23 protein-coding genes and 2 tRNA genes are annotated in these 25517 nt (G+C 51.6%); 17 read left to right on the top strand and 8 right to left on the bottom strand.

Annotated elements, in window-relative coordinates; translation table 11 throughout:
• Position 1: 1 nt before the first annotated feature.
• A tRNA-Leu gene (locus C1P89_RS22705) sits at positions 2-88 on the top strand.
• A 458-nt stretch (positions 89-546) separates the two neighbouring features.
• Entirely contained in the window at positions 547-2172 is a 1626-nt protein-coding gene (locus C1P89_RS22710) for a phosphoethanolamine transferase family protein (protein ID WP_014334070.1), read from the top strand.
• A gap of 7 nt (positions 2173-2179) precedes the next feature.
• On the opposite strand, the gene argG is transcribed toward C1P89_RS22710, so the two are convergent.
• From argG to istA, 3 genes are all read right to left on the bottom strand, one after another.
• A complete protein-coding gene (gene argG / locus C1P89_RS22715; protein ID WP_000207683.1) occupies positions 2180-3523 on the bottom strand; it encodes an argininosuccinate synthase in 1344 nt (447 codons plus the stop codon).
• Between the two features lie 206 nt (positions 3524-3729).
• Positions 3730-4527, bottom strand: a complete 798-nt coding sequence (gene istB, locus C1P89_RS22720; RefSeq protein WP_000544828.1) for an IS21-like element IS21 family helper ATPase IstB — start codon at positions 4525-4527, stop codon at positions 3730-3732.
• Positions 4527-5699 (bottom strand): IS21-like element IS21 family transposase, encoded by a 1173-nt coding sequence (istA, locus tag C1P89_RS22725; RefSeq protein WP_000952382.1) that lies wholly within the window; start codon positions 5697-5699, stop codon positions 4527-4529. Before istA ends, istB begins: the two co-directional genes overlap by 1 nt.
• A 305-nt stretch (positions 5700-6004) precedes the next feature.
• Between istA and C1P89_RS22730 the strand changes: the two genes are divergently transcribed.
• The 12 genes from C1P89_RS22730 (at position 6005) to mtr (ending at position 19721) form a co-directional block, all read left to right on the top strand.
• A tRNA-Met gene (locus tag C1P89_RS22730) sits at positions 6005-6081 on the top strand.
• Positions 6082-6287: 206 nt separating this feature from the next.
• The gene (rimP, locus tag C1P89_RS22735; protein ID WP_001300397.1) at positions 6288-6740 is read left to right on the top strand and encodes a ribosome maturation factor RimP; all 453 of its coding nucleotides are present in this window, start codon (positions 6288-6290) and stop codon (positions 6738-6740) included.
• 27 nt (positions 6741-6767) lie between these two features.
• On the top strand, positions 6768-8255 hold the full coding sequence (gene nusA / locus C1P89_RS22740; RefSeq protein ID WP_001031057.1) for a transcription termination factor NusA: 1488 nt from the start codon (positions 6768-6770) through the stop codon (positions 8253-8255).
• A 24-nt stretch (positions 8256-8279) separates the two neighbouring features.
• Positions 8280-10952, top strand: coding sequence for a translation initiation factor IF-2 (gene infB, locus C1P89_RS22745; protein WP_000133038.1), 2673 nt, complete (start codon positions 8280-8282; stop codon positions 10950-10952).
• 163 nt (positions 10953-11115) lie between these two features.
• Positions 11116-11517 (top strand): 30S ribosome-binding factor RbfA, encoded by a 402-nt coding sequence (rbfA, locus tag C1P89_RS22750; protein ID WP_001040205.1) that lies wholly within the window; start codon positions 11116-11118, stop codon positions 11515-11517.
• Positions 11517-12461, top strand: a complete 945-nt coding sequence (gene truB / locus C1P89_RS22755; protein ID WP_000089698.1) for a tRNA pseudouridine(55) synthase TruB — start codon at positions 11517-11519, stop codon at positions 12459-12461. The genes rbfA and truB overlap by 1 nt, the downstream gene beginning before the upstream one ends.
• 148 nt (positions 12462-12609) lie before the next feature.
• A complete protein-coding gene (gene rpsO, locus C1P89_RS22760; RefSeq protein ID WP_000059466.1) occupies positions 12610-12879 on the top strand; it encodes a 30S ribosomal protein S15 in 270 nt (89 codons plus the stop codon).
• 246 nt (positions 12880-13125) lie between these two features.
• Entirely contained in the window at positions 13126-15261 is a 2136-nt protein-coding gene (gene pnp, locus C1P89_RS22765; RefSeq protein WP_001298740.1) for a polyribonucleotide nucleotidyltransferase, read from the top strand.
• 108 nt (positions 15262-15369) lie between these two features.
• Positions 15370-16254 carry a lipoprotein NlpI gene (gene nlpI, locus C1P89_RS22770; RefSeq protein ID WP_000802080.1) on the top strand — a complete coding sequence of 295 codons (885 nt, stop codon included), beginning with the start codon at positions 15370-15372 and terminating at the stop codon, positions 16252-16254.
• A 106-nt stretch (positions 16255-16360) separates the two neighbouring features.
• Entirely contained in the window at positions 16361-16441 is an 81-nt protein-coding gene (gene yrbN, locus C1P89_RS22775; protein ID WP_010723222.1) for a protein YrbN, read from the top strand.
• Positions 16434-18323 carry an ATP-dependent RNA helicase DeaD gene (gene deaD / locus C1P89_RS22780; RefSeq protein WP_001295553.1) on the top strand — a complete coding sequence of 630 codons (1890 nt, stop codon included), beginning with the start codon at positions 16434-16436 and terminating at the stop codon, positions 18321-18323. The genes yrbN and deaD overlap by 8 nt, the downstream gene beginning before the upstream one ends.
• A gap of 153 nt (positions 18324-18476) precedes the next feature.
• Positions 18477-19721 carry a tryptophan permease gene (mtr, locus tag C1P89_RS22785; RefSeq protein ID WP_000224340.1) on the top strand — a complete coding sequence of 415 codons (1245 nt, stop codon included), beginning with the start codon at positions 18477-18479 and terminating at the stop codon, positions 19719-19721.
• A gap of 117 nt (positions 19722-19838) precedes the next feature.
• On the opposite strand, the gene C1P89_RS22790 is transcribed toward mtr, so the two are convergent.
• The 3 genes from C1P89_RS22790 to ubiU all read right to left on the bottom strand — a co-directional run bounded on the left by C1P89_RS22790 (position 19839) and on the right by ubiU (position 22934).
• The gene (locus C1P89_RS22790) at positions 19839-20846 is read right to left on the bottom strand and encodes a luciferase-like monooxygenase (protein ID WP_000130380.1); all 1008 of its coding nucleotides are present in this window, start codon (positions 20844-20846) and stop codon (positions 19839-19841) included.
• 205 nt (positions 20847-21051) lie between these two features.
• Positions 21052-21930: a U32 family peptidase gene (locus tag C1P89_RS22795; protein ID WP_005143665.1), complete on the bottom strand. Its 879-nt coding sequence runs from the start codon at positions 21928-21930 to the stop codon at positions 21052-21054.
• Between the two features lie 8 nt (positions 21931-21938).
• Positions 21939-22934, bottom strand: a complete 996-nt coding sequence (ubiU, locus tag C1P89_RS22800; RefSeq protein ID WP_000421305.1) for a ubiquinone anaerobic biosynthesis protein UbiU — start codon at positions 22932-22934, stop codon at positions 21939-21941.
• A 208-nt stretch (positions 22935-23142) separates the two neighbouring features.
• Between ubiU and ubiT the strand changes: the two genes are divergently transcribed.
• Complete coding sequence (gene ubiT, locus C1P89_RS22805) at positions 23143-23667, top strand: ubiquinone anaerobic biosynthesis accessory factor UbiT (protein ID WP_001295552.1); 525 nt, start codon at positions 23143-23145, stop codon at positions 23665-23667.
• A complete protein-coding gene (locus tag C1P89_RS22810; RefSeq protein ID WP_000908554.1) occupies positions 23661-24164 on the top strand; it encodes a GNAT family N-acetyltransferase in 504 nt (167 codons plus the stop codon). The genes ubiT and C1P89_RS22810 overlap by 7 nt, the downstream gene beginning before the upstream one ends.
• Here C1P89_RS22810 and yhbQ read toward each other — a convergent pair.
• The gene (gene yhbQ, locus C1P89_RS22815) at positions 24151-24453 is read right to left on the bottom strand and encodes a DNA damage response exodeoxyribonuclease YhbQ (RefSeq protein ID WP_000189314.1); all 303 of its coding nucleotides are present in this window, start codon (positions 24451-24453) and stop codon (positions 24151-24153) included. The genes C1P89_RS22810 and yhbQ overlap by 14 nt on opposite strands.
• Before the next feature lie 50 nt (positions 24454-24503).
• Between yhbQ and C1P89_RS22820 the strand changes: the two genes are divergently transcribed.
• Complete coding sequence (locus C1P89_RS22820) at positions 24504-24947, top strand: YhbP family protein (protein WP_000449043.1); 444 nt, start codon at positions 24504-24506, stop codon at positions 24945-24947.
• Here C1P89_RS22820 and yhbO read toward each other — a convergent pair.
• The gene (yhbO, locus tag C1P89_RS22825; RefSeq protein WP_000037593.1) at positions 24927-25445 is read right to left on the bottom strand and encodes a protein/nucleic acid deglycase; all 519 of its coding nucleotides are present in this window, start codon (positions 25443-25445) and stop codon (positions 24927-24929) included. The genes C1P89_RS22820 and yhbO overlap by 21 nt on opposite strands.
• Positions 25446-25517: the final 72 nt, after the last annotated feature.

Raw genomic sequence — 25517 nt, forward strand, 5'->3', positions numbered from 1 at the left:
TGCCGAGGTGGTGGAATTGGTAGACACGCTACCTTGAGGTGGTAGTGCCCAATAGGGCTTACGGGTTCAAGTCCCGTCCTCGGTACCAAATTCCAGAAAAGAGACGCTGAAAAGCGTCTTTTTTCGTTTTGGTCCTGGTCTGAGGAATGGTTGTCAGGTATCTGTATCTCGTCCAGTTGCTTTACTCGTAGCTGGTACCTTGAAACGATGGTGCCGGTACGCCTTAGTTATAAACTTTTCCCTTCTGCTGACATAATTGGCACTTTATTGTGTCAACTCCAGTTCCGGTACGAATACGGATATGTTTACTTCTCGATAAACCATCCTGCTCCTGTCAGTATAACTACTGATGGCTACGTTCTGCGTAATGTTTAGAGACGCATTGATAATGTTATTTAATTACTGAGAACGCAATGGCCGCATCATTTAAAAAGAAAAAACTAACAGTGTTTCGGTCTGATATGGATCAGAGTTGAAAAACATGTCTGATATAAAATTGAACATTGTTGATAATTGTTTATATTGGTTGTGAACTTGGATTTCTGGATGACAGTATTCAACAAATTTGCTAGAAGTTTTAAATCTCATTGGTTGTTGTATCTTTGTGTTATTGTTTTTGGTATTACGAACTTAGTCGCCTCTTCCGGCGCGCATATGGTTCAGCGATTGCTGTTCTTCGTCCTGACCATCCTGGTTGTAAAACGTATATCATCCCTTCCGCTTCGCCTGCTTGTTGCCGCACCATTTGTGTTACTGACTGCGGCAGACATGAGTATTAGCCTCTATTCATGGTGTACCTTTGGTACAACTTTCAATGATGGATTTGCGATTAGTGTGCTGCAGAGTGATCCGGATGAAGTTGTCAAAATGCTGGGGATGTATATCCCTTATCTATGTGCTTTTGCTTTTTTATCCCTTCTTTTTTTGGCAGTAATAATAAAATATGATGTTTCCTTGCCGACAAAAAAAGTGACAGGAATATTATTGCTGATTGTCATTTCGGGCAGTTTATTTTCTGCTTGTCAATTTGCTTATAAAGATGCAAAAAATAAAAAAGCATTCAGTCCATATATACTAGCGTCGCGATTTGCTACCTATACGCCGTTTTTCAATCTCAATTATTTTGCTTTAGCAGCGAAAGAGCATCAAAGATTACTCTCAATTGCAAACACGGTGCCGTATTTTCAATTATCAGTCAGGGATACAGGTATTGATACCTACGTGTTGATTGTGGGGGAGTCTGTACGTGTCGACAATATGTCTTTGTATGGATATACACGCTCTACGACACCGCAAGTTGAAGCACAAAGAAAACAGATCAAACTGTTTAATCAATCAATAAGCGGCGCACCTTACACTGCGCTGTCGGTTCCCCTTTCTTTAACTGCTGATTCTGTTTTGAGTCATGACATTCATAATTACCCCGACAACATTATTAATATGGCTAATCAAGCAGGATTTCAGACTTTCTGGCTAAGCTCGCAATCCGCTTTTCGGCAGAATGGTACAGCAGTTACCAGTATCGCCATGCGCGCCATGGAAACAGTTTATGTCAGAGGATTTGATGAATTGTTGTTGCCGCATTTATCGCAAGCATTACAGCAAAATACGCAGCAAAAGAAACTGATTGTTCTTCATTTAAATGGAAGCCATGAACCGGCTTGTAGCGCCTATCCGCAATCCAGCGCCGTGTTTCAACCGCAGGACGATCAGGATGCCTGCTATGACAACTCCATTCATTACACAGATAGTTTGCTAGGTCAGGTTTTTGAATTATTAAAAGATCGCCGCGCCTCGGTCATGTATTTTGCCGACCACGGCCTGGAACGTGACCCTACGAAGAAGAACGTCTATTTTCATGGAGGCAGGGAGGCTAGCCAGCAGGCATATCATGTCCCGATGTTTATCTGGTATAGCCCCGTTCTTGGGGATGGCGTGGATCGTACAACGGAAAACAACATCTTTTCGACAGCTTACAATAATTACCTTATTAATGCGTGGATGGGGGTAACAAAGCCGGAACAACCGAAAACGCTGGAGGAAGTGATTGCACACTATAAAGGAGACTCACGGGTTGTGGATGCAAACCATGATGTTTTCGATTATGTGATGCTCAGAAAGGAGTTTACAGAGGATAAGCAAGGTAACCCCACCCCTGAAGGGCAGGGTTGATGTCGAATTACTGGCCTTTGTTTTCCAGATTCTCCACCTGCGGCACGCCTGAAGTGGCAGAGGAGGAGAGCAGGCCAGTTTTGGCATAACCAAAAAGTTTCTCTCGGGTATCAGTGATATCCAGGTTACGCATGGTCAATTGACCAATACGATCATCTGGCGAGAACACCGAGTCGCCTTTTTCCATCGTCAGACGCTCTGGCTTGTAGGTCAGGTTCTCTGAGACGGTATTCAGGATTGAATAATCGTTCCCACGGCGCAGCTCCAGGGTAACTTCACCAGTGATCTGGCTGGCAACCCAGCGTTGCAGAGAGTCACGCAGCATCAGCGCCTGGGAATCAAACCAACGCCCCTGGTACAGCAGACGGCCCAACTGACGACCATGTGCATGATACTGCTCAATGGTGTCTTCGTTGTGAATACCGGTCAACAGACGTTCATAAGCGATATGTAGCAGTGCCATCCCCGGAGCTTCGTAAATACCACGGCTTTTCGCTTCGATGATACGGTTTTCAATCTGGTCGCTCATGCCCAGGCCGTGACGACCGCCGATGCGGTTAGCTTCCAGCATCATTTCTACGTCGTCGCTAAAGGTTTTACCGTTCAGCGCTACCGGATGACCTTGCTCAAAGCGTACTGTGACTTCTTCTGCCGGGATCTTCACGCTCTCATCCCAGAATTTCACGCCCATAATTGGGTTGACGATTTTGACGCTGGAGTTGAGGTATTCCAGATCCTTCGCTTCGTGCGTTGCACCAAGCATGTTGGAGTCTGTGGAGTAGGCTTTTTCGACAGACATTTTGTAGTCGAAACCGCAGGCAATCATAAATTCAGACATCTCATGACGGCCGCCCAGTTCATCAATAAAGTCAGTATCAAGCCACGGTTTGTAAATCTGCAGTTCAGCATTGGTCAGCAGACCATAACGATAGAAACGTTCGATATCGTTTCCTTTATAGGTGCTACCGTCACCCCAGATATTCACGCCATCTTCTTTCATCGCAGCAACCAGCATGGTACCAGTCACGGCGCGGCCCAGCGGCGTCGTGTTGAAATAGGTCAGGCCGCCGGTGGTGTTATGAAATGCGCCACACTGAATAGCGGCAATACCTTCGGCCACCAGTTGTTTGCGGCAGTCGATCAGACGTGCGTTCTCCGCGCCGTATTCCATGGCACGACGAGGGATCGCATCATAATCCTCTTCGTCTGGCTGGCCCAGGTTTGCAGTATATGCATAAGGAACCGCTCCCTTTTGTCGCATCCACAGCAGTGCGGCACTGGTGTCCAGACCGCCGGAAAAAGCGATACCAATACGTTGACCTACCGGGAGATGCTTGAGAATCGTCGTCATAAAATAACACCCTGCTTAATTAACTGATGATGAGCCTGGATTTCCGCTCTCACTGAATTTTTATGCAAAATAAATGAGTTTTCATTTAATCATCTTTTATCGGAGACAGGAAGAGTTTAGTGTGTTTTTTGTAAAATAATGCGCTTATGTCAACGCCACGATGTTTGACCGTTATTTGCCATTTTCATGCCCGCTAAATACTTTCGTTACTGATGCTGTCCGCTTTCCACCATTTCATCATCACTGATTGGCGTTGTGTTTTTGGTCAGCACTCCAGCTTTACGTTTCTCTTTTAACCGGTAACTCTCTCCTTTGATATTCAGCGTGGTTGAGTGATGTAGCAGCCGATCCAGGATCGCTGTTGCCAGTACGTGATCTCCGAACATTTCTCCCCAGTCTGCGAACCCTTTGTTTGACGTCAGTATGATGCTCGCTTTTTCATATCGACGGTTCAGTAGCCGGAAGAACAGACTGGCTTCCTCTCTGTTCATCGGCAGATAGCCTATTTCATCCAGGATCAACACCCGGGCATAACTCAGTTGCTGTAGCTGACGCTCCAGCCGGTTTTCCTGTTTCGCTTTCATCAGTGTCGCGATCAGTCTGTCCAGTGGCATAAACAGTACCCGATGTCCCGCATCCACCGCTTTCACGCCAAGAGCTATGGCCAGATGAGTTTTTCCGACACCAGGAGGGCCCAGCAGGATCACGTTTTCGCTGCGCTCCACGAACGCCAGACCAGCCAGTTCCCGGACAACCTTACGGTCGATGCCCGGCTGGAAGGTAAAGTCGAACTGCTCCAGCGTTTTGACCCACGGCAGACGAGCCTGCTTCAGCCTGGACTCCATACCGCGCTGATGCCTGCCGTTCCATTCCTGCTGTAGCGCCATGCACAGGAACTCCCGGTAGTTCAGCTCTTTTTTAGCTGCCTGTTCCAGCAGGCTTTCAACGTGATAACTCAGATGCTCCATTTTCAGGCGACTCAGCAGGACTTCCAGTTCATGCATCACAACAGCTCCTCATAGGCACTCAGTGGTCGATGTTCCACCTGACTGACCTGCTGCCAGAGCGGGGCGTGATGCTCCGGCACTGTCTGCCAGCCAGACGATGCTGAACAGAGGCGATGTGAGGCCACCAGTTTCTCATTACTGTAGATCCGCAACTCGTCATCCAGCGATATTCGTATCGATACCGGCTGACCACACAGCGCTTCGGGAACGCTGTAACGATTACCACCAACCTCGATATAGCTGTCCCAGGACACATGGCGGATATCGAAGTAACTGGTATCGAAGTCTGTATCCGGTAACGGCTGCAGATGTTCCTGCTCCAGCGCGAAGCGCTGTTCCGGCGTTTCTTTGAACTGGCGAAGCTCCCGTTTGTCAGCCACATCGGCTATCCATTGCTCCAGTTGTTGATTGACATGAGTGAAGCTGTCGAACCTGCGGTACCGGACGAAGAAGTTCTCCTTGAGGTATTTCACCATCCGCTCAACCTTACCTTTTGTTCTGGCCCTGCGTGGACGGCATGCCCGTGGCAGGAAGTTATAGTGGTCAGCCAGCAACAGGAATCCGGAGTTGAACACGACTTTCCCGTTGTTATTCTTCAGCACCGCAGCCTTCTGGTTATCAACCAGCACCGTTTTCACACAACCACCGAAGTAGCGGAAGGCGCGAACCAGTGATTCGTAGGTATGCTCAGCATCCTGTTTTGGTGCGGCGAAGACATGGAAGCTGCGGGAGAACCCCAGCGTATTAACCGCAAAGTTAACTTTGCACCGTTGCCCGGCAACCTCCACCTCAACTTCGCCCCAGTCATGCTGGAGCTGGTATCCAGGCTGAGTTTCGAAGCGAACTGTTCTTTTTGACGGACGCATTTTACGTTTGGGCTGGATGTAGTAACGCAGCATGGAACGTCCGCCCGTATAACCCATTGCCTTAATCTCCGCGAAGATAACCTCGCTATTCCAGACATTCTCTGCCAGGCGCATGTCGATGTAATCCATAAACGGTTTCAGCTTAACCATTTTGTGGCGGGTCTTTCTGGCTGGCGGTTCAGGGTATTTGAGGTAGCGTCTGACCGTCCGTTCAGAGCAACCAATCTGAGTCGCAATATCGACGATGTACGCGCCCTGCTGGCGCATTTGCTTTATCATGTAAAAGTCCTCTCTGCTCAGCATGTTGATGTCCTTTCTGGTGTGAGAACCTTAAGGAAACAACATGTTGGGTGGAGCGGACAATCCAAATGGCGAATTACCGTCTTATATCACTGGCGCTGACACTTAAGGGGGAGCAGGAGAAGGCAAAAGTATTCAACAAATGAAAGTGAACTGGATATTCATTCACATGATTAGCAATAAACGTTGACAAAATGTGGCGTGGATCACTATAATGCCTGCAGATTTTACGTCCCGTCTCGGTACACCAAATCCCAGCAGTATTTGCATTTTTTACCCAAAACGAGTAGAATTTACCACGTTTCAGGCGCGGGGTGGAGCAGCCTGGTAGCTCGTCGGGCTCATAACCCGAAGGTCGTCGGTTCAAATCCGGCCCCCGCAACCACTTTCCCTTAGAGTCCTTTTTCAAATATACTGTGAAGACTTCGGCCTTCGTAGTGGGATTTGAAAAAATCCTTCTGGAAAGTGCTCCAGACCGCAGTTGCGGTTATAGGGTTCAGTTATATAAAGCCCCGATTTATCGGGGTTTTTTGTTATCTGACTACAGAATAACTGGGCTTTAGGCCCTTTTTTTATGTCTTGGGGGTGGGCTTGTCCACATTAGAGCAAAAATTAACAGAGATGATTACTGCGCCAGTTGAGGCCCTGGGTTTTGAACTGGTTGGCATCGAATTTATTCGCGGTCGCACATCCACACTGCGCATCTATATTGATAGTGAAGATGGCATCAATGTTGATGATTGTGCTGATGTGAGCCACCAGGTAAGTGCTGTGCTGGATGTTGAAGATCCCATCACCGTTGCTTATAACCTGGAAGTCTCCTCACCGGGTCTCGATCGCCCACTGTTCACGGCTGAACACTACGCCCGTTTTGTCGGAGAAGAGGTGACTCTGGTTCTCCGTATGGCGGTACAAAACCGTCGTAAATGGCAGGGCGTTATCAAAGCGGTAGACGGTGAAATGATCACAGTTACCGTCGAAGGTAAAGATGAAGTGTTCGCGCTGAGTAATATCCAGAAGGCGAACCTGGTTCCCCACTTTTAATAGTCTGGATGAGGTGAAAAGCCCGCGATGAACAAAGAAATTTTGGCTGTAGTTGAAGCCGTATCCAATGAAAAGGCGCTACCTCGCGAGAAGATTTTCGAAGCATTGGAAAGCGCGCTGGCGACAGCAACAAAGAAAAAATATGAACAAGAGATCGACGTCCGCGTACAGATCGATCGCAAAAGCGGTGATTTTGACACCTTCCGTCGCTGGTTAGTTGTTGATGAAGTCACCCAGCCGACCAAGGAAATCACCCTTGAAGCCGCACGTTATGAAGATGAAAGCCTGAACCTGGGCGATTACGTTGAAGATCAGATTGAGTCTGTTACCTTTGACCGTATCACTACCCAGACGGCAAAACAGGTTATCGTGCAGAAAGTGCGTGAAGCCGAACGTGCGATGGTGGTTGATCAGTTCCGTGAACACGAAGGTGAAATCATCACCGGCGTGGTGAAAAAAGTAAACCGCGACAACATCTCTCTGGATCTGGGCAACAACGCTGAAGCCGTGATCCTGCGTGAAGATATGCTGCCGCGTGAAAACTTCCGCCCTGGCGACCGCGTTCGTGGCGTGCTTTATTCCGTTCGCCCGGAAGCGCGTGGCGCGCAACTGTTCGTCACTCGTTCCAAGCCGGAAATGCTGATCGAACTGTTCCGTATTGAAGTGCCAGAAATCGGCGAAGAAGTGATTGAAATTAAAGCAGCGGCTCGCGATCCGGGTTCTCGTGCGAAAATCGCGGTGAAAACCAACGATAAACGTATCGATCCGGTAGGTGCTTGCGTAGGTATGCGTGGCGCGCGTGTTCAGGCGGTGTCTACTGAACTGGGTGGCGAGCGTATCGATATCGTCCTGTGGGATGATAACCCGGCGCAGTTCGTGATTAACGCAATGGCACCGGCAGACGTTGCTTCTATCGTGGTGGATGAAGATAAACACACCATGGATATCGCCGTTGAAGCCGGTAACCTGGCGCAGGCGATTGGCCGTAACGGTCAGAACGTGCGTCTGGCTTCGCAGCTGAGCGGTTGGGAACTCAACGTGATGACCGTTGACGACCTGCAGGCTAAGCATCAGGCGGAAGCGCACGCAGCGATCGACACCTTCACCAAATATCTCGACATCGACGAAGACTTCGCGACTGTTCTGGTAGAAGAAGGCTTCTCGACGCTGGAAGAACTGGCCTATGTGCCGATGAAAGAGCTGTTGGAAATCGAAGGCCTTGATGAGCCGACCGTTGAAGCACTGCGCGAGCGTGCTAAAAATGCACTGGCCACCATTGCACAGGCCCAGGAAGAAAGCCTCGGTGATAACAAACCGGCTGACGATCTGCTGAACCTTGAAGGGGTAGATCGTGATTTGGCATTCAAACTGGCCGCCCGTGGCGTTTGTACGCTGGAAGATCTCGCCGAACAGGGCATTGATGATCTGGCTGATATCGAAGGGTTGACCGACGAAAAGGCCGGAGCACTGATTATGGCTGCCCGTAATATTTGCTGGTTCGGTGACGAAGCGTAATAAACTGTAGCAGGAAGGAACAGCATGACAGATGTAACGATTAAAACGCTGGCCGCAGAGCGACAGACCTCCGTGGAACGCCTGGTACAGCAATTTGCTGATGCAGGTATCCGGAAGTCTGCTGACGACTCTGTGTCTGCACAAGAGAAACAGACTTTGATTGACCACCTGAATCAGAAAAATTCAGGCCCGGACAAATTGACGCTGCAACGTAAAACACGCAGCACCCTTAACATTCCTGGTACCGGTGGAAAAAGCAAATCGGTACAAATCGAAGTCCGCAAGAAACGCACCTTTGTGAAACGCGATCCGCAAGAGGCTGAACGCCTTGCAGCGGAAGAGCAAGCGCAGCGTGAAGCGGAAGAGCAAGCCCGTCGTGAGGCAGAAGAATCGGCTAAACGCGAGGCGCAACAAAAAGCTGAACGTGAGGCTGCAGAACAAGCTAAGCGTGAAGCTGCTGAACAAGCGAAACGTGAAGCTGCGGAAAAAGACAAAGTGAGCAATCAACAAGACGATATGACTAAAAACGCCCAGGCTGAAAAAGCCCGCCGTGAGCAGGAAGCTGCAGAGCTCAAGCGTAAAGCCGAAGAAGAAGCGCATCGTAAACTCGAAGAAGAAGCACGTCGCGTTGCTGAAGAAGCACGTCGTATGGCGGAAGAAAACAAATGGACTGATAACGCGGAACCGACTGAAGATTCCAGCGATTATCACGTCACTACTTCTCAACATGCTCGCCAGGCAGAAGACGAAAGCGATCGTGAAGTCGAAGGCGGTCGTGGCCGTGGTCGTAACGCGAAAGCAGCGCGTCCGAAGAAAGGCAACAAACACGCTGAATCAAAAGCTGATCGTGAAGAAGCACGCGCAGCAGTACGTGGCGGTAAAGGCGGAAAACGTAAAGGTTCTTCCCTGCAGCAAGGCTTCCAGAAGCCAGCTCAGGCCGTTAACCGTGACGTTGTGATCGGCGAAACCATCACCGTTGGCGAACTGGCGAACAAGATGGCGGTTAAAGGCTCTCAGGTCATCAAAGCGATGATGAAACTGGGCGCAATGGCAACCATCAACCAGGTTATCGATCAGGAAACCGCACAGCTGGTTGCTGAAGAGATGGGCCACAAAGTTATCCTGCGTCGTGAAAACGAGCTGGAAGAGGCGGTAATGAGCGACCGTGACACGGGTGCTGCGGCTGAACCGCGCGCGCCGGTTGTGACCATCATGGGTCACGTTGACCACGGTAAAACCTCTCTGCTGGACTACATTCGTTCAACGAAAGTTGCCTCTGGCGAAGCGGGCGGCATTACCCAGCACATTGGTGCATACCACGTTGAAACTGAAAACGGCATGATCACCTTCCTGGACACCCCGGGGCACGCCGCGTTTACTTCAATGCGTGCACGTGGTGCGCAGGCAACGGACATCGTAGTCCTGGTTGTTGCTGCCGACGACGGCGTGATGCCGCAGACCATCGAAGCAATCCAGCACGCGAAAGCGGCGCAGGTACCGGTGGTGGTTGCAGTGAACAAGATTGATAAACCAGAAGCCGATCCGGATCGTGTTAAGAACGAACTCTCCCAGTATGGCATCCTGCCGGAAGAGTGGGGCGGTGAAAGCCAGTTCGTACACGTATCTGCGAAAGCGGGTACCGGCATCGATGAACTGCTGGACGCTATCCTGCTGCAGGCGGAAGTTCTGGAGCTGAAAGCGGTACGTAAAGGTATGGCGAGCGGTGCGGTTATCGAATCCTTCCTCGATAAAGGTCGTGGTCCGGTTGCTACCGTTCTGGTACGTGAAGGTACTCTGCACAAGGGCGATATCGTTCTGTGTGGCTTCGAATACGGTCGTGTTCGTGCGATGCGTAACGAACTGGGTCAGGAAGTGCTGGAAGCGGGTCCGTCCATTCCGGTGGAAATCCTCGGCCTGTCCGGCGTACCGGCTGCGGGTGATGAAGTTACCGTTGTACGTGACGAGAAGAAAGCGCGTGAAGTTGCACTGTATCGTCAGGGTAAATTCCGCGAAGTTAAACTGGCGCGTCAGCAGAAATCTAAACTCGAGAACATGTTCGCCAACATGACCGAAGGCGAAGTTCACGAAGTGAACATCGTCCTGAAGGCAGACGTACAGGGTTCTGTGGAAGCGATCTCCGACTCCTTGCTGAAACTGTCTACTGACGAAGTTAAAGTGAAGATCATCGGTTCTGGCGTAGGTGGTATCACCGAAACCGACGCCACCCTGGCTGCGGCGTCCAACGCCATCCTGGTTGGCTTCAACGTACGTGCTGATGCCTCTGCACGTAAAGTGATTGAAGCGGAAAGCTTGGATCTGCGTTACTACTCCGTCATCTATAACCTGATTGACGAAGTGAAAGCGGCGATGAGCGGTATGCTGTCTCCGGAACTGAAACAGCAGATTATCGGTCTGGCGGAAGTTCGTGACGTGTTCAAATCGCCGAAATTTGGTGCCATCGCAGGCTGTATGGTTACCGAAGGTGTGGTTAAACGTCACAACCCGATCCGCGTTCTGCGTGACAACGTGGTTATCTACGAAGGCGAGCTGGAGTCCCTGCGCCGCTTCAAAGATGACGTTAACGAAGTCCGTAACGGTATGGAATGTGGTATCGGCGTTAAGAACTACAACGACGTCCGCACTGGCGATGTGATCGAAGTATTCGAAATCATTGAGATCCAACGTACCATCGCTTAAGGTTTTTAGGGTTCCATGCGGGATAAGGCGTTTACGCCGCATCCGGCATGGATTGCCTGATGTGACGCTGGCGCGTCTTATCAGGCCAACGTGAACAGCCCTTCCACCTGAAATTAATTTTAAAAAGGGGCTAACAGCCCCTTTTTTGTCAGGAGAATTTATTATGGCGAAAGAATTTGGTCGCCCGCAGCGCGTAGCGCAGGAAATGCAAAAAGAGATCGCTCTCATCCTGCAGCGTGAAATTAAAGATCCTCGCCTGGGCATGATGACCACCGTTTCCGGTGTCGAAATGTCTCGCGACCTGGCGTATGCCAAAGTATATGTGACGTTCCTCAACGACAAAGATGAAGACGCGGTTAAAGCGGGCATCAAAGCGTTGCAAGAAGCTTCTGGTTTCATCCGCAGCCTGCTGGGGAAAGCGATGCGCCTGCGTATCGTGCCGGAACTGACCTTCTTCTACGACAACTCTCTGGTTGAAGGGATGCGCATGTCAAACCTGGTGACCAGCGTGGTCAAACATGACGAAGAACGTCGTGTTAACCCGGACGACAGCAAGGAGGACTAATGAGTCGTCCTCGTCGTCGCGGTCGCGACATTAACGGCGTTTTGTTGCTGGATAAACCGCAGGGTATGTCCAGCAATGATGCGCTGCAAAAAGTGAAACGGATTTATAACGCCAACCGTGCCGGGCATACCGGTGCGCTGGACCCGCTGGCAACAGGCATGTTGCCAATTTGCCTCGGGGAAGCGACGAAGTTTTCCCAGTATCTGCTGGACTCCGACAAACGCTATCGGGTCATTGCGCGTCTTGGACAGCGTACCGATACTTCTGATGCCGACGGACAAATCGTTGAAGAACGTCCGGTAACCTTTAGCGCAGAGCAACTGGCGGCGGCGCTGGATACTTTCCGTGGCGATATCGAACAGATCCCTTCGATGTATTCAGCACTGAAATATCAGGGTAAAAAACTGTACGAATATGCGCGTCAGGGCATTGAAGTACCGCGTGAAGCGCGCCCGATTACCGTTTATGAATTGCTGTTTATTCGCCACGAAGGCAATGAGCTGGAGCTGGAAATTCACTGCTCAAAAGGCACTTATATCCGCACCATCATTGATGACCTGGGTGAAAAACTCGGTTGTGGCGCGCATGTTATTTACCTGCGTCGTCTGGCGGTAAGTAAATATCCGGTTGAACGGATGGTGACCCTGGAACATCTGCGTGAACTGGTCGAACAAGCCGAACAGCAGGATATTCCGGCTGCGGAGTTACTTGATCCATTACTGATGCCAATGGACAGTCCAGCTTCGGACTACCCGGTGGTGAATCTTCCGTTAACGTCTTCTGTTTACTTCAAAAATGGTAACCCAGTTCGTACATCCGGTGCGCCGCTGGAAGGACTGGTTCGCGTTACAGAAGGTGAGAACGGCAAGTTTATCGGTATGGGCGAAATTGACGATGAAGGCCGCGTCGCGCCTCGTCGCCTGGTGGTTGAATACCCGGCGTAATGTTAACCGTCTTGCGATAACAGGTCGCTACGAGTAGAATACTGCCGCTTAACGTCGCGTAAATTGTTTAACACTTTGCGTAACGTACACTGGGATCGCTGAATTAGAGATCGGCGTCCTTTCATTCTATATACTTTGGAGTTTTAAAATGTCTCTAAGTACTGAAGCAACAGCTAAAATCGTTTCTGAGTTTGGTCGTGACGCAAACGACACCGGTTCTACCGAAGTTCAGGTAGCACTGCTGACTGCACAGATCAACCACCTGCAGGGCCACTTTGCAGAGCACAAAAAAGATCACCACAGCCGTCGTGGTCTGCTGCGCATGGTTTCTCAGCGTCGTAAACTGCTCGACTACCTGAAACGTAAAGACGTAGCACGTTACACCCAGCTCATCGAGCGCCTGGGTCTGCGTCGCTAATTCTTGCGAGTTTCAGAAAAGGGGGCCTGAGTGGCCCCTTTTTTCAAGCTGACGGCAGCAATTCACTGGAAACTAATGTATTGTTGCTATGAATGATCTTCCGTTGCAGAGGTTCGCGCGGCTAATGAGAGGCTTTACCCACATAGAGCTGGGTTAGGGTTGTCATTAGTCGCGAGGATGCGCAGAAGATCGGGTATTAACACCAGTGCCGTAAGGTACTGTCTAAGAAAGAGAAAGGATATTACATTGCTTAATCCGATCGTTCGTAAATTCCAGTACGGCCAACACACCGTGACTCTGGAAACCGGCATGATGGCTCGTCAGGCTACTGCCGCTGTTATGGTTAGCATGGATGACACCGCGGTATTCGTTACCGTTGTTGGACAGAAAAAAGCCAAACCAGGTCAGGACTTCTTCCCACTGACCGTTAACTATCAGGAGCGTACCTACGCTGCTGGTCGTATCCCGGGTAGCTTCTTCCGTCGTGAAGGTCGTCCAAGCGAAGGCGAAACCCTGATCGCGCGTCTGATTGACCGCCCGATTCGCCCGCTGTTCCCGGAAGGCTTCGTCAACGAAGTTCAGGTTATCGCCACCGTGGTTTCTGTTAACCCGCAGGTTAACCCGGATATCGTCGCGATGATTGGTGCTTCCGCAGCACTGTCTCTGTCTGGTATTCCGTTCAATGGCCCGATTGGTGCTGCCCGCGTAGGTTACATCAATGACCAGTACGTACTGAACCCGACTCAGGACGAGCTGAAAGAGAGCAAACTGGATCTGGTTGTTGCCGGTACTGAAGCCGCTGTACTGATGGTTGAATCTGAAGCTGAACTGCTGAGCGAAGATCAGATGCTGGGCGCAGTAGTGTTCGGTCATGAACAACAGCAGGTTGTTATTCAGAACATCAATGAACTAGTGAAAGAAGCCGGTAAACCGCGTTGGGACTGGCAGCCGGAGCCGGTAAACGAAGCGCTGAACGCGCGCGTTGCTGCACTGGCTGAAGCTCGTCTGAGTGATGCTTACCGCATCACCGACAAACAAGAGCGTTATGCGCAGGTTGATGTCATCAAATCTGAAACCATCGCGACGCTGCTTGCTGAAGACGAAACCCTGGACGAAAACGAACTGGGTGAAATTCTGCACGCTATCGAGAAAAACGTTGTTCGTAGCCGCGTACTGGCAGGCGAACCGCGTATCGACGGTCGTGAAAAAGATATGATCCGTGGTCTGGATGTGCGTACTGGCGTGCTGCCGCGTACTCACGGTTCTGCGCTGTTCACCCGCGGTGAAACGCAGGCACTGGTTACTGCAACGCTGGGTACCGCTCGTGACGCGCAGGTTCTTGATGAACTGATGGGCGAACGTACCGATACCTTCCTGTTCCACTACAACTTCCCTCCGTACTCCGTAGGCGAAACCGGCATGGTCGGTTCTCCGAAGCGTCGTGAAATTGGTCACGGTCGTCTGGCGAAGCGCGGCGTGCTGGCAGTCATGCCGGATATGGACAAATTCCCGTACACCGTACGTGTAGTGTCTGAAATCACCGAATCCAACGGTTCTTCTTCTATGGCTTCCGTGTGCGGCGCGTCTCTGGCGCTGATGGACGCAGGTGTGCCAATCAAAGCTGCCGTTGCGGGTATCGCAATGGGTCTGGTGAAAGAAGGCGACAACTACGTTGTACTGTCTGACATTTTGGGCGACGAAGATCACCTGGGCGATATGGACTTCAAAGTTGCAGGTTCCCGCGACGGTATCTCTGCACTGCAGATGGATATCAAAATTGAAGGTATCACCAAAGAGATCATGCAGGTTGCGCTGAACCAGGCTAAAGGTGCGCGTCTGCATATCCTGGGCGTAATGGAACAGGCGATCAACGCGCCGCGTGGCGATATCTCTGAGTTCGCACCGCGTATCCATACCATCAAGATCAACCCGGATAAGATCAAAGACGTTATCGGTAAAGGCGGCTCTGTTATCCGTGCCCTGACCGAAGAAACTGGCACTACCATCGAAATCGAAGATGACGGTACTGTGAAGATCGCAGCGACCGACGGCGAGAAAGCGAAACATGCTATTCGTCGTATCGAAGAGATCACTGCAGAAATCGAAGTGGGCCGCGTCTACACTGGTAAAGTGACCCGTATCGTTGACTTTGGCGCATTTGTTGCCATCGGCGGCGGTAAAGAAGGTCTGGTCCACATCTCTCAAATCGCTGACAAACGCGTTGAGAAAGTGACCGATTACCTGCAGATGGGTCAGGAAGTACCGGTGAAAGTTCTAGAAGTTGATCGCCAGGGCCGTATCCGTCTGAGCATTAAAGAAGCGACTGAGCAGTCTCAACCTGCTGCAGCACCGGAAGCTCCGGCTGCTGAACAGGGCGAGTAAGGTTGCCATTTGCCCTCCGCTGCGGCGGGGGGCTTTTAACCGGGCAGGACGCCTTGTTAGCAACCGGGAACAGGACGTTCATTCAACCGTGGTCTTCGGGAGTGGGAAATGAAGCCTTTTTTGCGCTGGTGTTTCGTTGCGACAGCACTTACGCTTGCAGGATGCAGTAATACTTCCTGGCGTAAAAGTGAAGTCCTCGCGGTACCATTGCAACCGACTTTACAGCAGGAAGTGATTCTGGCACGTATGGAACAAATCCTTGCCAGTCGGGCTTTAACCGATGACGAACGCGCACAGCTTTTATATGAGCGCGGAGTGTTGTATGATAGTCTCGGTCTGAGGGCATTAGCGCGTAACGATTTTTCGCAAGCGCTGGCAATCCGACCGGATATGCCTGAAGTATTCAATTACTTAGGCATATATTTAACGCAGGCAGGCAATTTTGATGCTGCCTATGAAGCGTTTGATTCTGTACTTGAGCTTGATCCAACTTACAACTACGCGCACTTGAATCGCGGGATCGCATTATATTACGGCGGTCGTGACAAGTTAGCGCAAGATGATCTGCTGGCGTTTTATCAAGACGATCCCAATGATCCTTTCCGTAGTCTGTGGCTTTATCTCGCCGAGCAGAAGCTCGATGAGAAGCAGGCTAAAGAAGTGTTGAAACAGCACTTCGAAAAATCGGATAAGGAACAGTGGGGATGGAACATTGTCGAGTTCTACCTGGGCAACATTAGCGAACAAACGTTAATGGAAAGGCTCAAGGCGGACGCAACGGATAACACCTCGCTCGCTGAGCATCTCAGTGAAACCAACTTCTATTTAGGTAAGTACTACCTAAGTCTGGGGGATTTGGACAGCGCCACGGCACTGTTCAAACTGGCGGTTGCCAACAACGTTCATAACTTTGTTGAGCACCGATACGCATTGTTGGAATTATCGCTCCTGGGCCAGGACCAAGATGACCTGGCAGAATCGGACCAGCAATAGCTGACGTACACATCAGCCCGTAATCTTTTTTGATTGCCATCACCTTAACGGGTGAGGGCGTTGTTGTTCGTTAATACACCTACTTTGAGCCGGTTCACACTTTTCAATGAAAATTGCTGATCAATTTCATGATGAGTTATGTAGACTGGCCGCCATTAATTTTGAGGCACACGTACTACATGGCTGAATTCGAAACCACTTTTGCAGATCTGGGCCTGAAGGCTCCTATCCTTGAAGCCCTTAACGATCTGGGTTACGAAAAACCATCTCCAATTCAGGCAGAGTGTATTCCACATCTGCTGAATGGCCGCGACGTTCTGGGTATGGCCCAGACGGGGAGCGGAAAAACTGCAGCATTCTCTTTACCTCTGTTGCAGAATCTTGATCCTGAGCTGAAAGCACCACAGATTCTGGTGCTGGCACCGACCCGCGAACTGGCGGTACAGGTTGCTGAAGCAATGACGGATTTCTCTAAACACATGCGCGGCGTAAATGTGGTTGCTCTGTACGGCGGCCAGCGTTATGACGTGCAATTACGCGCCCTGCGTCAGGGGCCGCAGATCGTTGTCGGTACTCCGGGCCGTCTGCTGGACCACCTGAAACGTGGCACTCTGGACCTCTCTAAACTGAGCGGTCTGGTTCTGGATGAAGCTGACGAAATGCTGCGCATGGGCTTCATCGAAGACGTTGAAACCATTATGGCGCAGATCCCGGAAGGTCATCAGACCGCTCTGTTCTCTGCAACCATGCCGGAAGCGATTCGTCGCATTACCCGCCGCTTTATGAAAGAGCCGCAGGAAGTGCGCATTCAGTCCAGCGTGACTACCCGTCCTGACATCAGCCAGAGCTACTGGACTGTCTGGGGTATGCGCAAAAACGAAGCACTGGTACGTTTCCTGGAAGCGGAAGATTTTGATGCGGCGATTATCTTCGTTCGTACCAAAAACGCGACTCTGGAAGTGGCTGAAGCTCTTGAGCGTAACGGCTACAACAGCGCCGCGCTGAACGGTGACATGAACCAGGCGCTGCGTGAACAGACACTGGAACGCCTGAAAGATGGTCGTCTGGACATCCTGATTGCGACCGACGTTGCAGCCCGTGGCCTGGACGTTGAGCGTATCAGCCTGGTAGTTAACTACGATATCCCGATGGATTCTGAGTCTTACGTTCACCGTATCGGTCGTACCGGTCGTGCGGGTCGTGCTGGCCGCGCGCTGCTGTTCGTTGAGAACCGCGAGCGTCGTCTGCTGCGCAACATTGAACGTACTATGAAGCTGACTATTCCGGAAGTAGAACTGCCGAACGCAGAACTGCTGGGCAAACGCCGTCTGGAAAAATTCGCCGCTAAAGTACAGCAGCAGCTGGAAAGCAGCGATCTGGATCAATACCGCGCACTGCTGAGCAAAATTCAGCCGACTGCAGAAGGTGAAGAGCTGGATCTCGAAACTCTGGCTGCGGCACTGCTGAAAATGGCACAGGGTGAACGTACTCTGATCGTACCGCCAGATGCGCCGATGCGTCCGAAACGTGAATTCCGTGACCGTGATGACCGTGGTCCGCGCGATCGTAACGACCGTGGCCCGCGTGGTGACCGTGAAGATCGTCCGCGTCGTGAACGTCGTGATGTTGGCGATATGCAGCTGTACCGCATTGAAGTGGGCCGCGATGATGGTGTTGAAGTTCGTCATATCGTTGGTGCGATTGCTAACGAAGGCGACATCAGTAGCCGTTACATTGGTAACATCAAGCTGTTTGCTTCTCACTCCACCATCGAACTGCCGAAAGGTATGCCGGGTGAAGTGCTGCAACACTTTACGCGCACTCGCATTCTCAACAAGCCGATGAACATGCAGTTACTGGGCGATGCACAGCCGCATACTGGCGGTGAGCGTCGTGGCGGTGGTCGTGGTTTCGGTGGCGAACGTCGTGAAGGCGGTCGTAACTTCAGCGGTGAACGCCGTGAAGGTGGCCGTGGTGATGGTCGTCGTTTTAGCGGCGAACGTCGTGAAGGCCGCGCTCCGCGTCGTGATGACTCTACCGGTCGTCGTCGTTTCGGTGGTGATGCGTAATCATCGCTGAACAGCGAACACAATCTGTAAAATAATATATACAGCCCCGATTTTTACCATCGGGGCTTTTTTTCTGTCTTTTGTACTCGTGTACTGGTACAGTGCAATGCATAACAACGCAGTCGCACTATTTTTCACTGGAGAGAAGCTCTCATGGCAACACTAACCACCACCCAAACGTCACCGTCGCTGCTTGGCGGCGTGGTGATTATCGGCGGCACCATTATTGGCGCAGGGATGTTTTCTCTGCCAGTGGTCATGTCCGGGGCGTGGTTTTTCTGGTCAATGGCGGCGCTGATCTTTACCTGGTTCTGTATGCTGCATTCCGGCTTGATGATTCTGGAAGCTAACCTGAATTACCGAATCGGTTCGAGTTTTGACACCATCACCAAAGATTTGCTGGGCAAAGGCTGGAACGTGGTCAACGGTATTTCCATTGCCTTTGTGCTCTATATCCTGACCTATGCCTATATTTCTGCCAGTGGTTCAATTCTGCATCACACCTTCGCAGAGATGTCGCTAAACGTCCCGGCACGGGCGGCGGGTTTTGGTTTTGCACTGCTGGTAGCGTTTGTGGTGTGGTTGAGTACTAAGGCCGTCAGCCGCATGACGGCGATTGTACTGGGGGCGAAAGTCATTACCTTCTTCCTCACCTTCGGTAGCCTACTGGGGCATGTGCAGCCTGCGACATTGTTCAACGTCGCCGAAAGCAATGCATCTTATGCGCCGTATTTGCTGATGACCCTGCCGTTCTGTCTGGCATCGTTTGGTTATCACGGTAACGTGCCGAGCCTGATGAAGTATTACGGCAAAGATCCGAAAACCATCGTGAAATGCCTGGTGTACGGTACGCTGATGGCACTGGCGCTGTATACCATCTGGTTGCTGGCGACGATGGGTAACATCCCGCGTCCGGAGTTTATCGGTATTGCAGAGAAGGGCGGTAATATTGATGTGCTGGTACAGGCATTAAGCGGCGTGCTGAACAGCCGTAGCCTGGACCTTCTGCTGGTCGTGTTCTCAAACTTTGCGGTAGCGAGTTCGTTCCTTGGCGTAACGCTGGGTTTGTTTGACTATCTGGCAGATCTGTTTGGTTTCGATGACTCAGCCCTGGGGCGCTTGAAAACGGCATTGCTGACCTTTGCCCCGCCTGTTGTGGGTGGTCTACTGTTCCCGAACGGATTCCTGTACGCCATTGGTTATGCTGGTTTAGCAGCTACCATCTGGGCGGCAATTGTTCCGGCGCTGTTAGCCCGCGCATCGCGTAAACGCTTTGGCAGCCCGAAATTCCGTGTCTGGGGCGGCAAGCCGATGATTACGCTGATTCTGGTGTTTGGCGTTGGCAACGCACTGGTCCATATCTTATCGAGCTTTAATTTGCTGCCGGTGTATCAGTAATCAGCGGTGCCTTATCCGACATTTCTGCTGCCTACACAATGCCTGATGCGCTTCGCTTATCAGGTCTACGTAGGACAGCGTTGCCAGCTCGGATAAGGCTTCCCGCGTTAAGACACACTATCCCAACAACTCTTCCTTCACATCCATCGCCAGTTCAAACGAATGCAGGCGCGCCTGGTGGTCGAAAATCTGCCCGTTAACCATAATTTCATCGGCGTCGGTTTCGCGCAGGATCGACTGCAAGCCGTGACGCACTTTCGCTTTATCACCCACCAACGACATACTCAGCGCCTGCTGCACGCCATACTGCTCAGACGGTGACCAGAACTGATCCATATTTTGAATCGGCGGCGGCAGTTGTCCGGTTTCGCCACGGCGCAGCTTCACAAAGGCTTGCTGCATTGAGGTAAATAGAAATTCAGCGTCGCGGTTGCTGTCGGCGGCGATAATATTGATGCACACCATCGCGTATGGTTTTTCCAGTCGTGCCGACGGTTTGAAGTTGCTGCGATAAAGATGCAGCGCCTGGAACAACATATCCGGCGCGAAGTGTGAGGCAAACGCGAACGGCAGACCAAGCTGCGCCGCCAGTTGCGCGCTGTAAAGGCTGGAGCCTAACAACCACACGGGGATTTTCTCGCCATAGCCTGGTACCGGGCGCACATGCGGATTGGGATCGCGGGCGTCAAACCAGTCCACCAGCTCCGCGACATCGCGGGGGAAATTATCAATATCGCCGCTCATATGGCGACGCAGCGCCATCATTGTCCGTTGGTCACTACCTGGCGCACGACCCAGCCCCAAATCGATTCGCCCCGGATAGAGTGTATTGAGCGTGCCGAACTGTTCGGCAATGACCAACGGTGAGTGGTTAGGCAACATCACGCCGCCAGACCCCAGATGCAGCGTGGTGGTATTCGCCGCCAGATAGCCAATCAATACCGACGTGGCAGCACTGGCAATGCCAGTCATATTGTGGTGTTCTGCCAGCCAGTAGCGATGATAGCCGCGCTTTTCAGCCAGACGGGCGAGATCGAGAGAGTGGGAGAATGCTTCTCGCGCTGAAGAACCTTCGGGAATGGGGGCCAGATCGAGTAGCGAAAACGCAATGGTTTTATCAGTCATAACAGCTCACTTTGTTACCGATTAATCTTTAATACTGCATTAAAGAGTAGTTAAAGTTGTTAACAAAGTGAGCTGTGCTCTAAATAATTCGAGTTGCAGGAAGGCGACAAGAGAGTGAATCCCCAGGAGCTTACATAAGTAAGTGACTGGGGTGAACGAATGCAGATGCAGCACATGCAACTTGAAGTATGACGAGCATATTTACTTAGGCTTGCAGCTCCAGCCCAGCCAGCCGCCGCCAGTAGCCGTTACAGTCGCTGTTTGCCGTCAACGGCAGTGGCGCAGCGCCATTTTCATTAGCGCGGAAGGCGTCGAGCATCGCGAAAGTGTCAGTACCCTGCGGTGACAGGCGGACCACATCAACCAATCCCTGCATGGATGTCAGCTCGTTACCGAGGTTGTAAACGTAGCCGCTCATGGTCTGAATGCCATTGAGTACAAACACTTGTTGGTTTTCCTGCGACAGCACGTTGCGCCCGTTCGGATACTTAATGCAGCAGGTTTCACACTCATCTTTCGGGCGGTCTTCCGAACGCGCGGTAAAGCAGCGGGCGGAGTAGGCCAGCGGTAGATGACCGTAGCTCAGGACTTCCACTTCAAACTGGTTGCGAATCCCCAACTTATCGCACTGATTAAGCAGATTCACCAGCCAGTCGCGGGAAAGCTCCACCGGCATACACCAGCGCATCATGCCCTGTTTGAGCAATATTTTCAGCGTCACCGCGTTGTAGCAGTTCAGCGCGTGCCCGGCGACGAACGGCAGTTTGCGTTCAGCGCACATATTCACCACGCCGAGATCGCTGGCTTCAATCAGAAACTCACCGTTCTCAACATAGCGTTTCAGTTCGCCCAGTTCAGAGGATGCCTGCACCAGCGCCAGCGTGGAGAGCACTATCTGCTTCCCGCTTCCGGCGAGCGATTTTGCCATCTCCAGCCAGTCGCCAACTTTGGTTGCCCGGCGCTTGCTGCATACCGCTTCACCAAGATAAATCACGTCGGCGCTGCTGGTGGCGGCCTGCTGATAAAATTCTTCCAGCGCCTCTTTTGGCCAGTACCACAGCACTGGCCCTAAGGAATATTTCATTGCTCTTCTCACTGCCATTTACGGTGATACGCGCCAAGGGTGGTCTGCGTGCCTTCGGACATCGACCCGAGCGTCTCCATCCACGCGCTTTGCGGTACGAAGTTTTGCGGATCGGCCTTACAACGGTCGATAGCCTGACGCCAGACTTTCGCCACCTGGCTGACATACGCCGGGCTACGCTGGCGGCCTTCAATTTTCACCGAAGCAATATTCGCCGCCATTAACTCCGGCAGCAGTTCCAGGGTATTGAGACTGGTTGGTTCTTCCAGCGCGTGATAGCGCTCGCCGTCCACCAGATAACGCCCTTTACACAGCGTCGGATAACCTGCGTTTTCGCCATCCTGATAACGGTCGATCAGCACTTCGTTCAGGCGGGATTCCAGCCCCTGCGGCGTTTGTTGCCAGCGCACGAAACGGGCCGGAGAACACGCGCCCACGGTGTTGGGCGACTCACCCGTCAGATACGACGACAGATAGCAACGACCTTCCGACATAATGCACAGGCTGCCAAAAGCAAAGACTTCCAGCGGGACAGGTGTGACCCGTGCCAGCTGTTTCACCTGATGAATCGACAACACGCGCGGCAGCACCACGCGGGCAACATCAAAATGGCGATGATAAAAGTTAATCGCCTCTTCATTGGTCGCCGAAGCCTGCACTGACACATGACGCTCAATATGCGGGTAACGCTCGGCGGCGTACTCCAGCATGGCGAGGTCGGCGAGGATCAGCGCGTCGGCACCCAGCTGCGCCGCCATATCCACGGCGCGCTGCCAACGGGCGTAACCGTCCGGATGCGCAAAAGTGTTAATCGCGATGTGAAGTTTGCGGCGATGTTGATGGACAAAACTCACCGCTTCCTGCAATTTTTTCTCGGTAAAGTTAAGGCCGGCGAAGTGACGGGCATTAGTATCATCTTTTAGCCCGATATAAACAGCATCTGCGCCGTTTTCGATGGCCGCCTTAAGCGCCGGGAGATTTCCGGCAGGGCAGAGCAGCTCCATAATTTTTCCTGAAGGTTGCGCTTTCAAAACGCAAAAATGTTAACGAACTGGGATTTTAGTTAACCTTGCTGCGACAATTTTTGATTTAAGGCAGTTAAAGTTGTATTGGTGGTAGCAGCAATTTCATATGGAATTGTTGATTTATACCGCTATGTTATTTTTCTGATATGGCAAAATAGGATGATTGTTGAAACAGGGAGTAAAACTCGTGTTGGATAAACTGCGTTCCCGTATTGTGCATTTGGGGCCATCTCTGTTGAGTGTACCGGTAAAACTGACGCCATTTGCGCTAAAACGCCAGGTTCTTGAGCAGGTCTTAAGCTGGCAATTCCGTCAGGCGCTGGATGATGGTGAGCTGGAGTTTCTTGAAGGCCGCTGGTTAAGTATTCATGTGCGTGATATTGACCTGCAATGGTTTACCTCGGTGGTGAATGGCAAACTGGTGGTCAGCCAGAACGCGCAAGCTGATGTGAGTTTTAGTGCCGACGCCAGCGATCTGCTGATGATTGCGGCGCGTAAACAAGATCCGGATACGCTCTTCTTCCAGCGTCGGCTGGTGATTGAAGGCGATACGGAGCTGGGGCTGTATGTGAAAAACCTGATGGACGCCATTGAACTGGAGCAAATGCCGAAAGCCTTACGCATGATGCTGCTGCAACTGGCGGATTTTGTTGAGGCGGGAATGAAAACCGCGCCTGAAACCAAACAGACATCGGTAGGTGAACCATGCTAATTCGAGTAGAAATTCCCATTGATGCGCCGGGTATTGATGCCCTGCTGCGTCGCTCATTCGAAAGTGATGCGGAAGCGAAGCTGGTTCACGATCTGCGTGAAGATGGCTTTCTGACGCTGGGGCTGGTGGCGACAGATGACGAAGGTCAGGTCATTGGCTATGTGGCATTTAGTCCGGTTGATGTGCAGGGCGAAGACCTGCAATGGGTCGGCATGGCACCGTTGGCGGTTGATGAAAAATACCGTGGACAGGGGCTGGCACGCCAACTGGTCTATGAAGGACTCGATTCGCTTAATGAGTTCGGCTATGCCGCAGTGGTGACGCTGGGCGATCCGGCGCTGTACAGTCGTTTCGGCTTTGAACTGGCGGCGCATCACGATCTGCGTTGCCGCTGGCCGGGCACTGAAAGCGCCTTCCAGGTACATCGTTTAGCGGATGACGCGCTGAATGGCGTAACCGGTCTGGTTGAGTATCACGAGCATTTCAATCGCTTTTAATCTCCGGGGTTTGCAGACTGCTTAACAGCTCTGCAAACCCTGCGCCTTCCGCTACCAGACGCTCTTTTTGCCGTTTGGTCAGTTGCTTAACGCGATATTCCGCCCGTAACGCCAGCGAACGATCGCCCACTGGCGCAGAAAACGCCAGCGTCAGTTCTCCTTTCCCGCGCAGTGCTTTCGCCCCTTTGCCGCTTTGGTGCTGCTGATAGCGGCGTTCGACATCCGTGGTGATCCCGGTATAAAGCTTATTGTCGGCGGTACGGATCAAGTAAAGAAACCAGGGTGTCATCGTCTGCGTCGCATGTTAAGGTCAGGCCCACAGTATAAAAGAGAGCAGCAATGGAAACACTCATCACCATCAGCCGTTGGTTGGCAAAACAACATGTTGTCACCTGGTGTGTGCAGCAGGAAGGGGAACTGTGGTGCGCTAATGCTTTTTATCTGTTTGATGCGCAGAAAGTCGCCTTCTACATTTTGACGGAAGAAAAAACGCGCCACGCGCAGATGAGTGGGCCGCAGGCTGCGGTTGCCGGAACGGTAAACGGTCAGCCGAAAACGGTAGCGTTAATTCGCGGCGTGCAGTTTAAAGGTGAGATCCGCAGGCTGGAAGGTGAGGAAAGCGACCTCGCGCGCCAGGCGTACAATCGTCGCTTTCCGGTTGCCAGAATGCTGTCGGCCCCGGTGTGGGAAATCCGGCTCGATGAAATCAAATTCACTGACAACACGCTGGGCTTTGGTAAAAAAATGATTTGGCTACGCGACTCAGGCACCGAGCAGGCGTAACGCCTCGCGGTTAAACGCTGGCAGATCGTCCGGTGTCCGGCTGGTAACCAGCTGATCTTTATCAACCACGACTTCCTGATCGTAAAATTCCGCGCCCGCATTTTTAACATCAATAATGATCGGTTTAACTGCGGTCAGTTTGCGCCCCCGAATCACATCGGCGCTGATCAGCAGCTGCGGACCGTGACAGATGGCGAAAACAGGTTTGCCGCTATTCACAAAATCACGGGTAAAGGTGACAAAACGGTTGTCGCCACGCAGATAATCCGGTGAATGACCACCCGGTAGCAGCAGGGCATCAAACTCCGCTGGCGTCACTTCATCGATGGATTTATCGATGGTCACGCTGGCTTCTCCTTTTTTGCCTTTCACCGTTTTACCCGCTTGTTTTTCAATGGTAATCACTTCGTGTCCGGCTTTACGGAACTCGTCTGCGGGTGAAGTAAATTCTGAATCCTCAAATTCATCACTGATTAAAACGGCAATTTTCTTACTCATGCTTCCTCCGCGTTGTTGCATTGGATGAGGCGAATTTCACACAATCGGGGATAATTACCTCATGGTCTATTA

This window comes from Shigella sonnei, from assembly GCF_002950395.1.
Taxonomy (GTDB): Bacteria; Pseudomonadota; Gammaproteobacteria; order Enterobacterales; family Enterobacteriaceae; genus ECMA0423.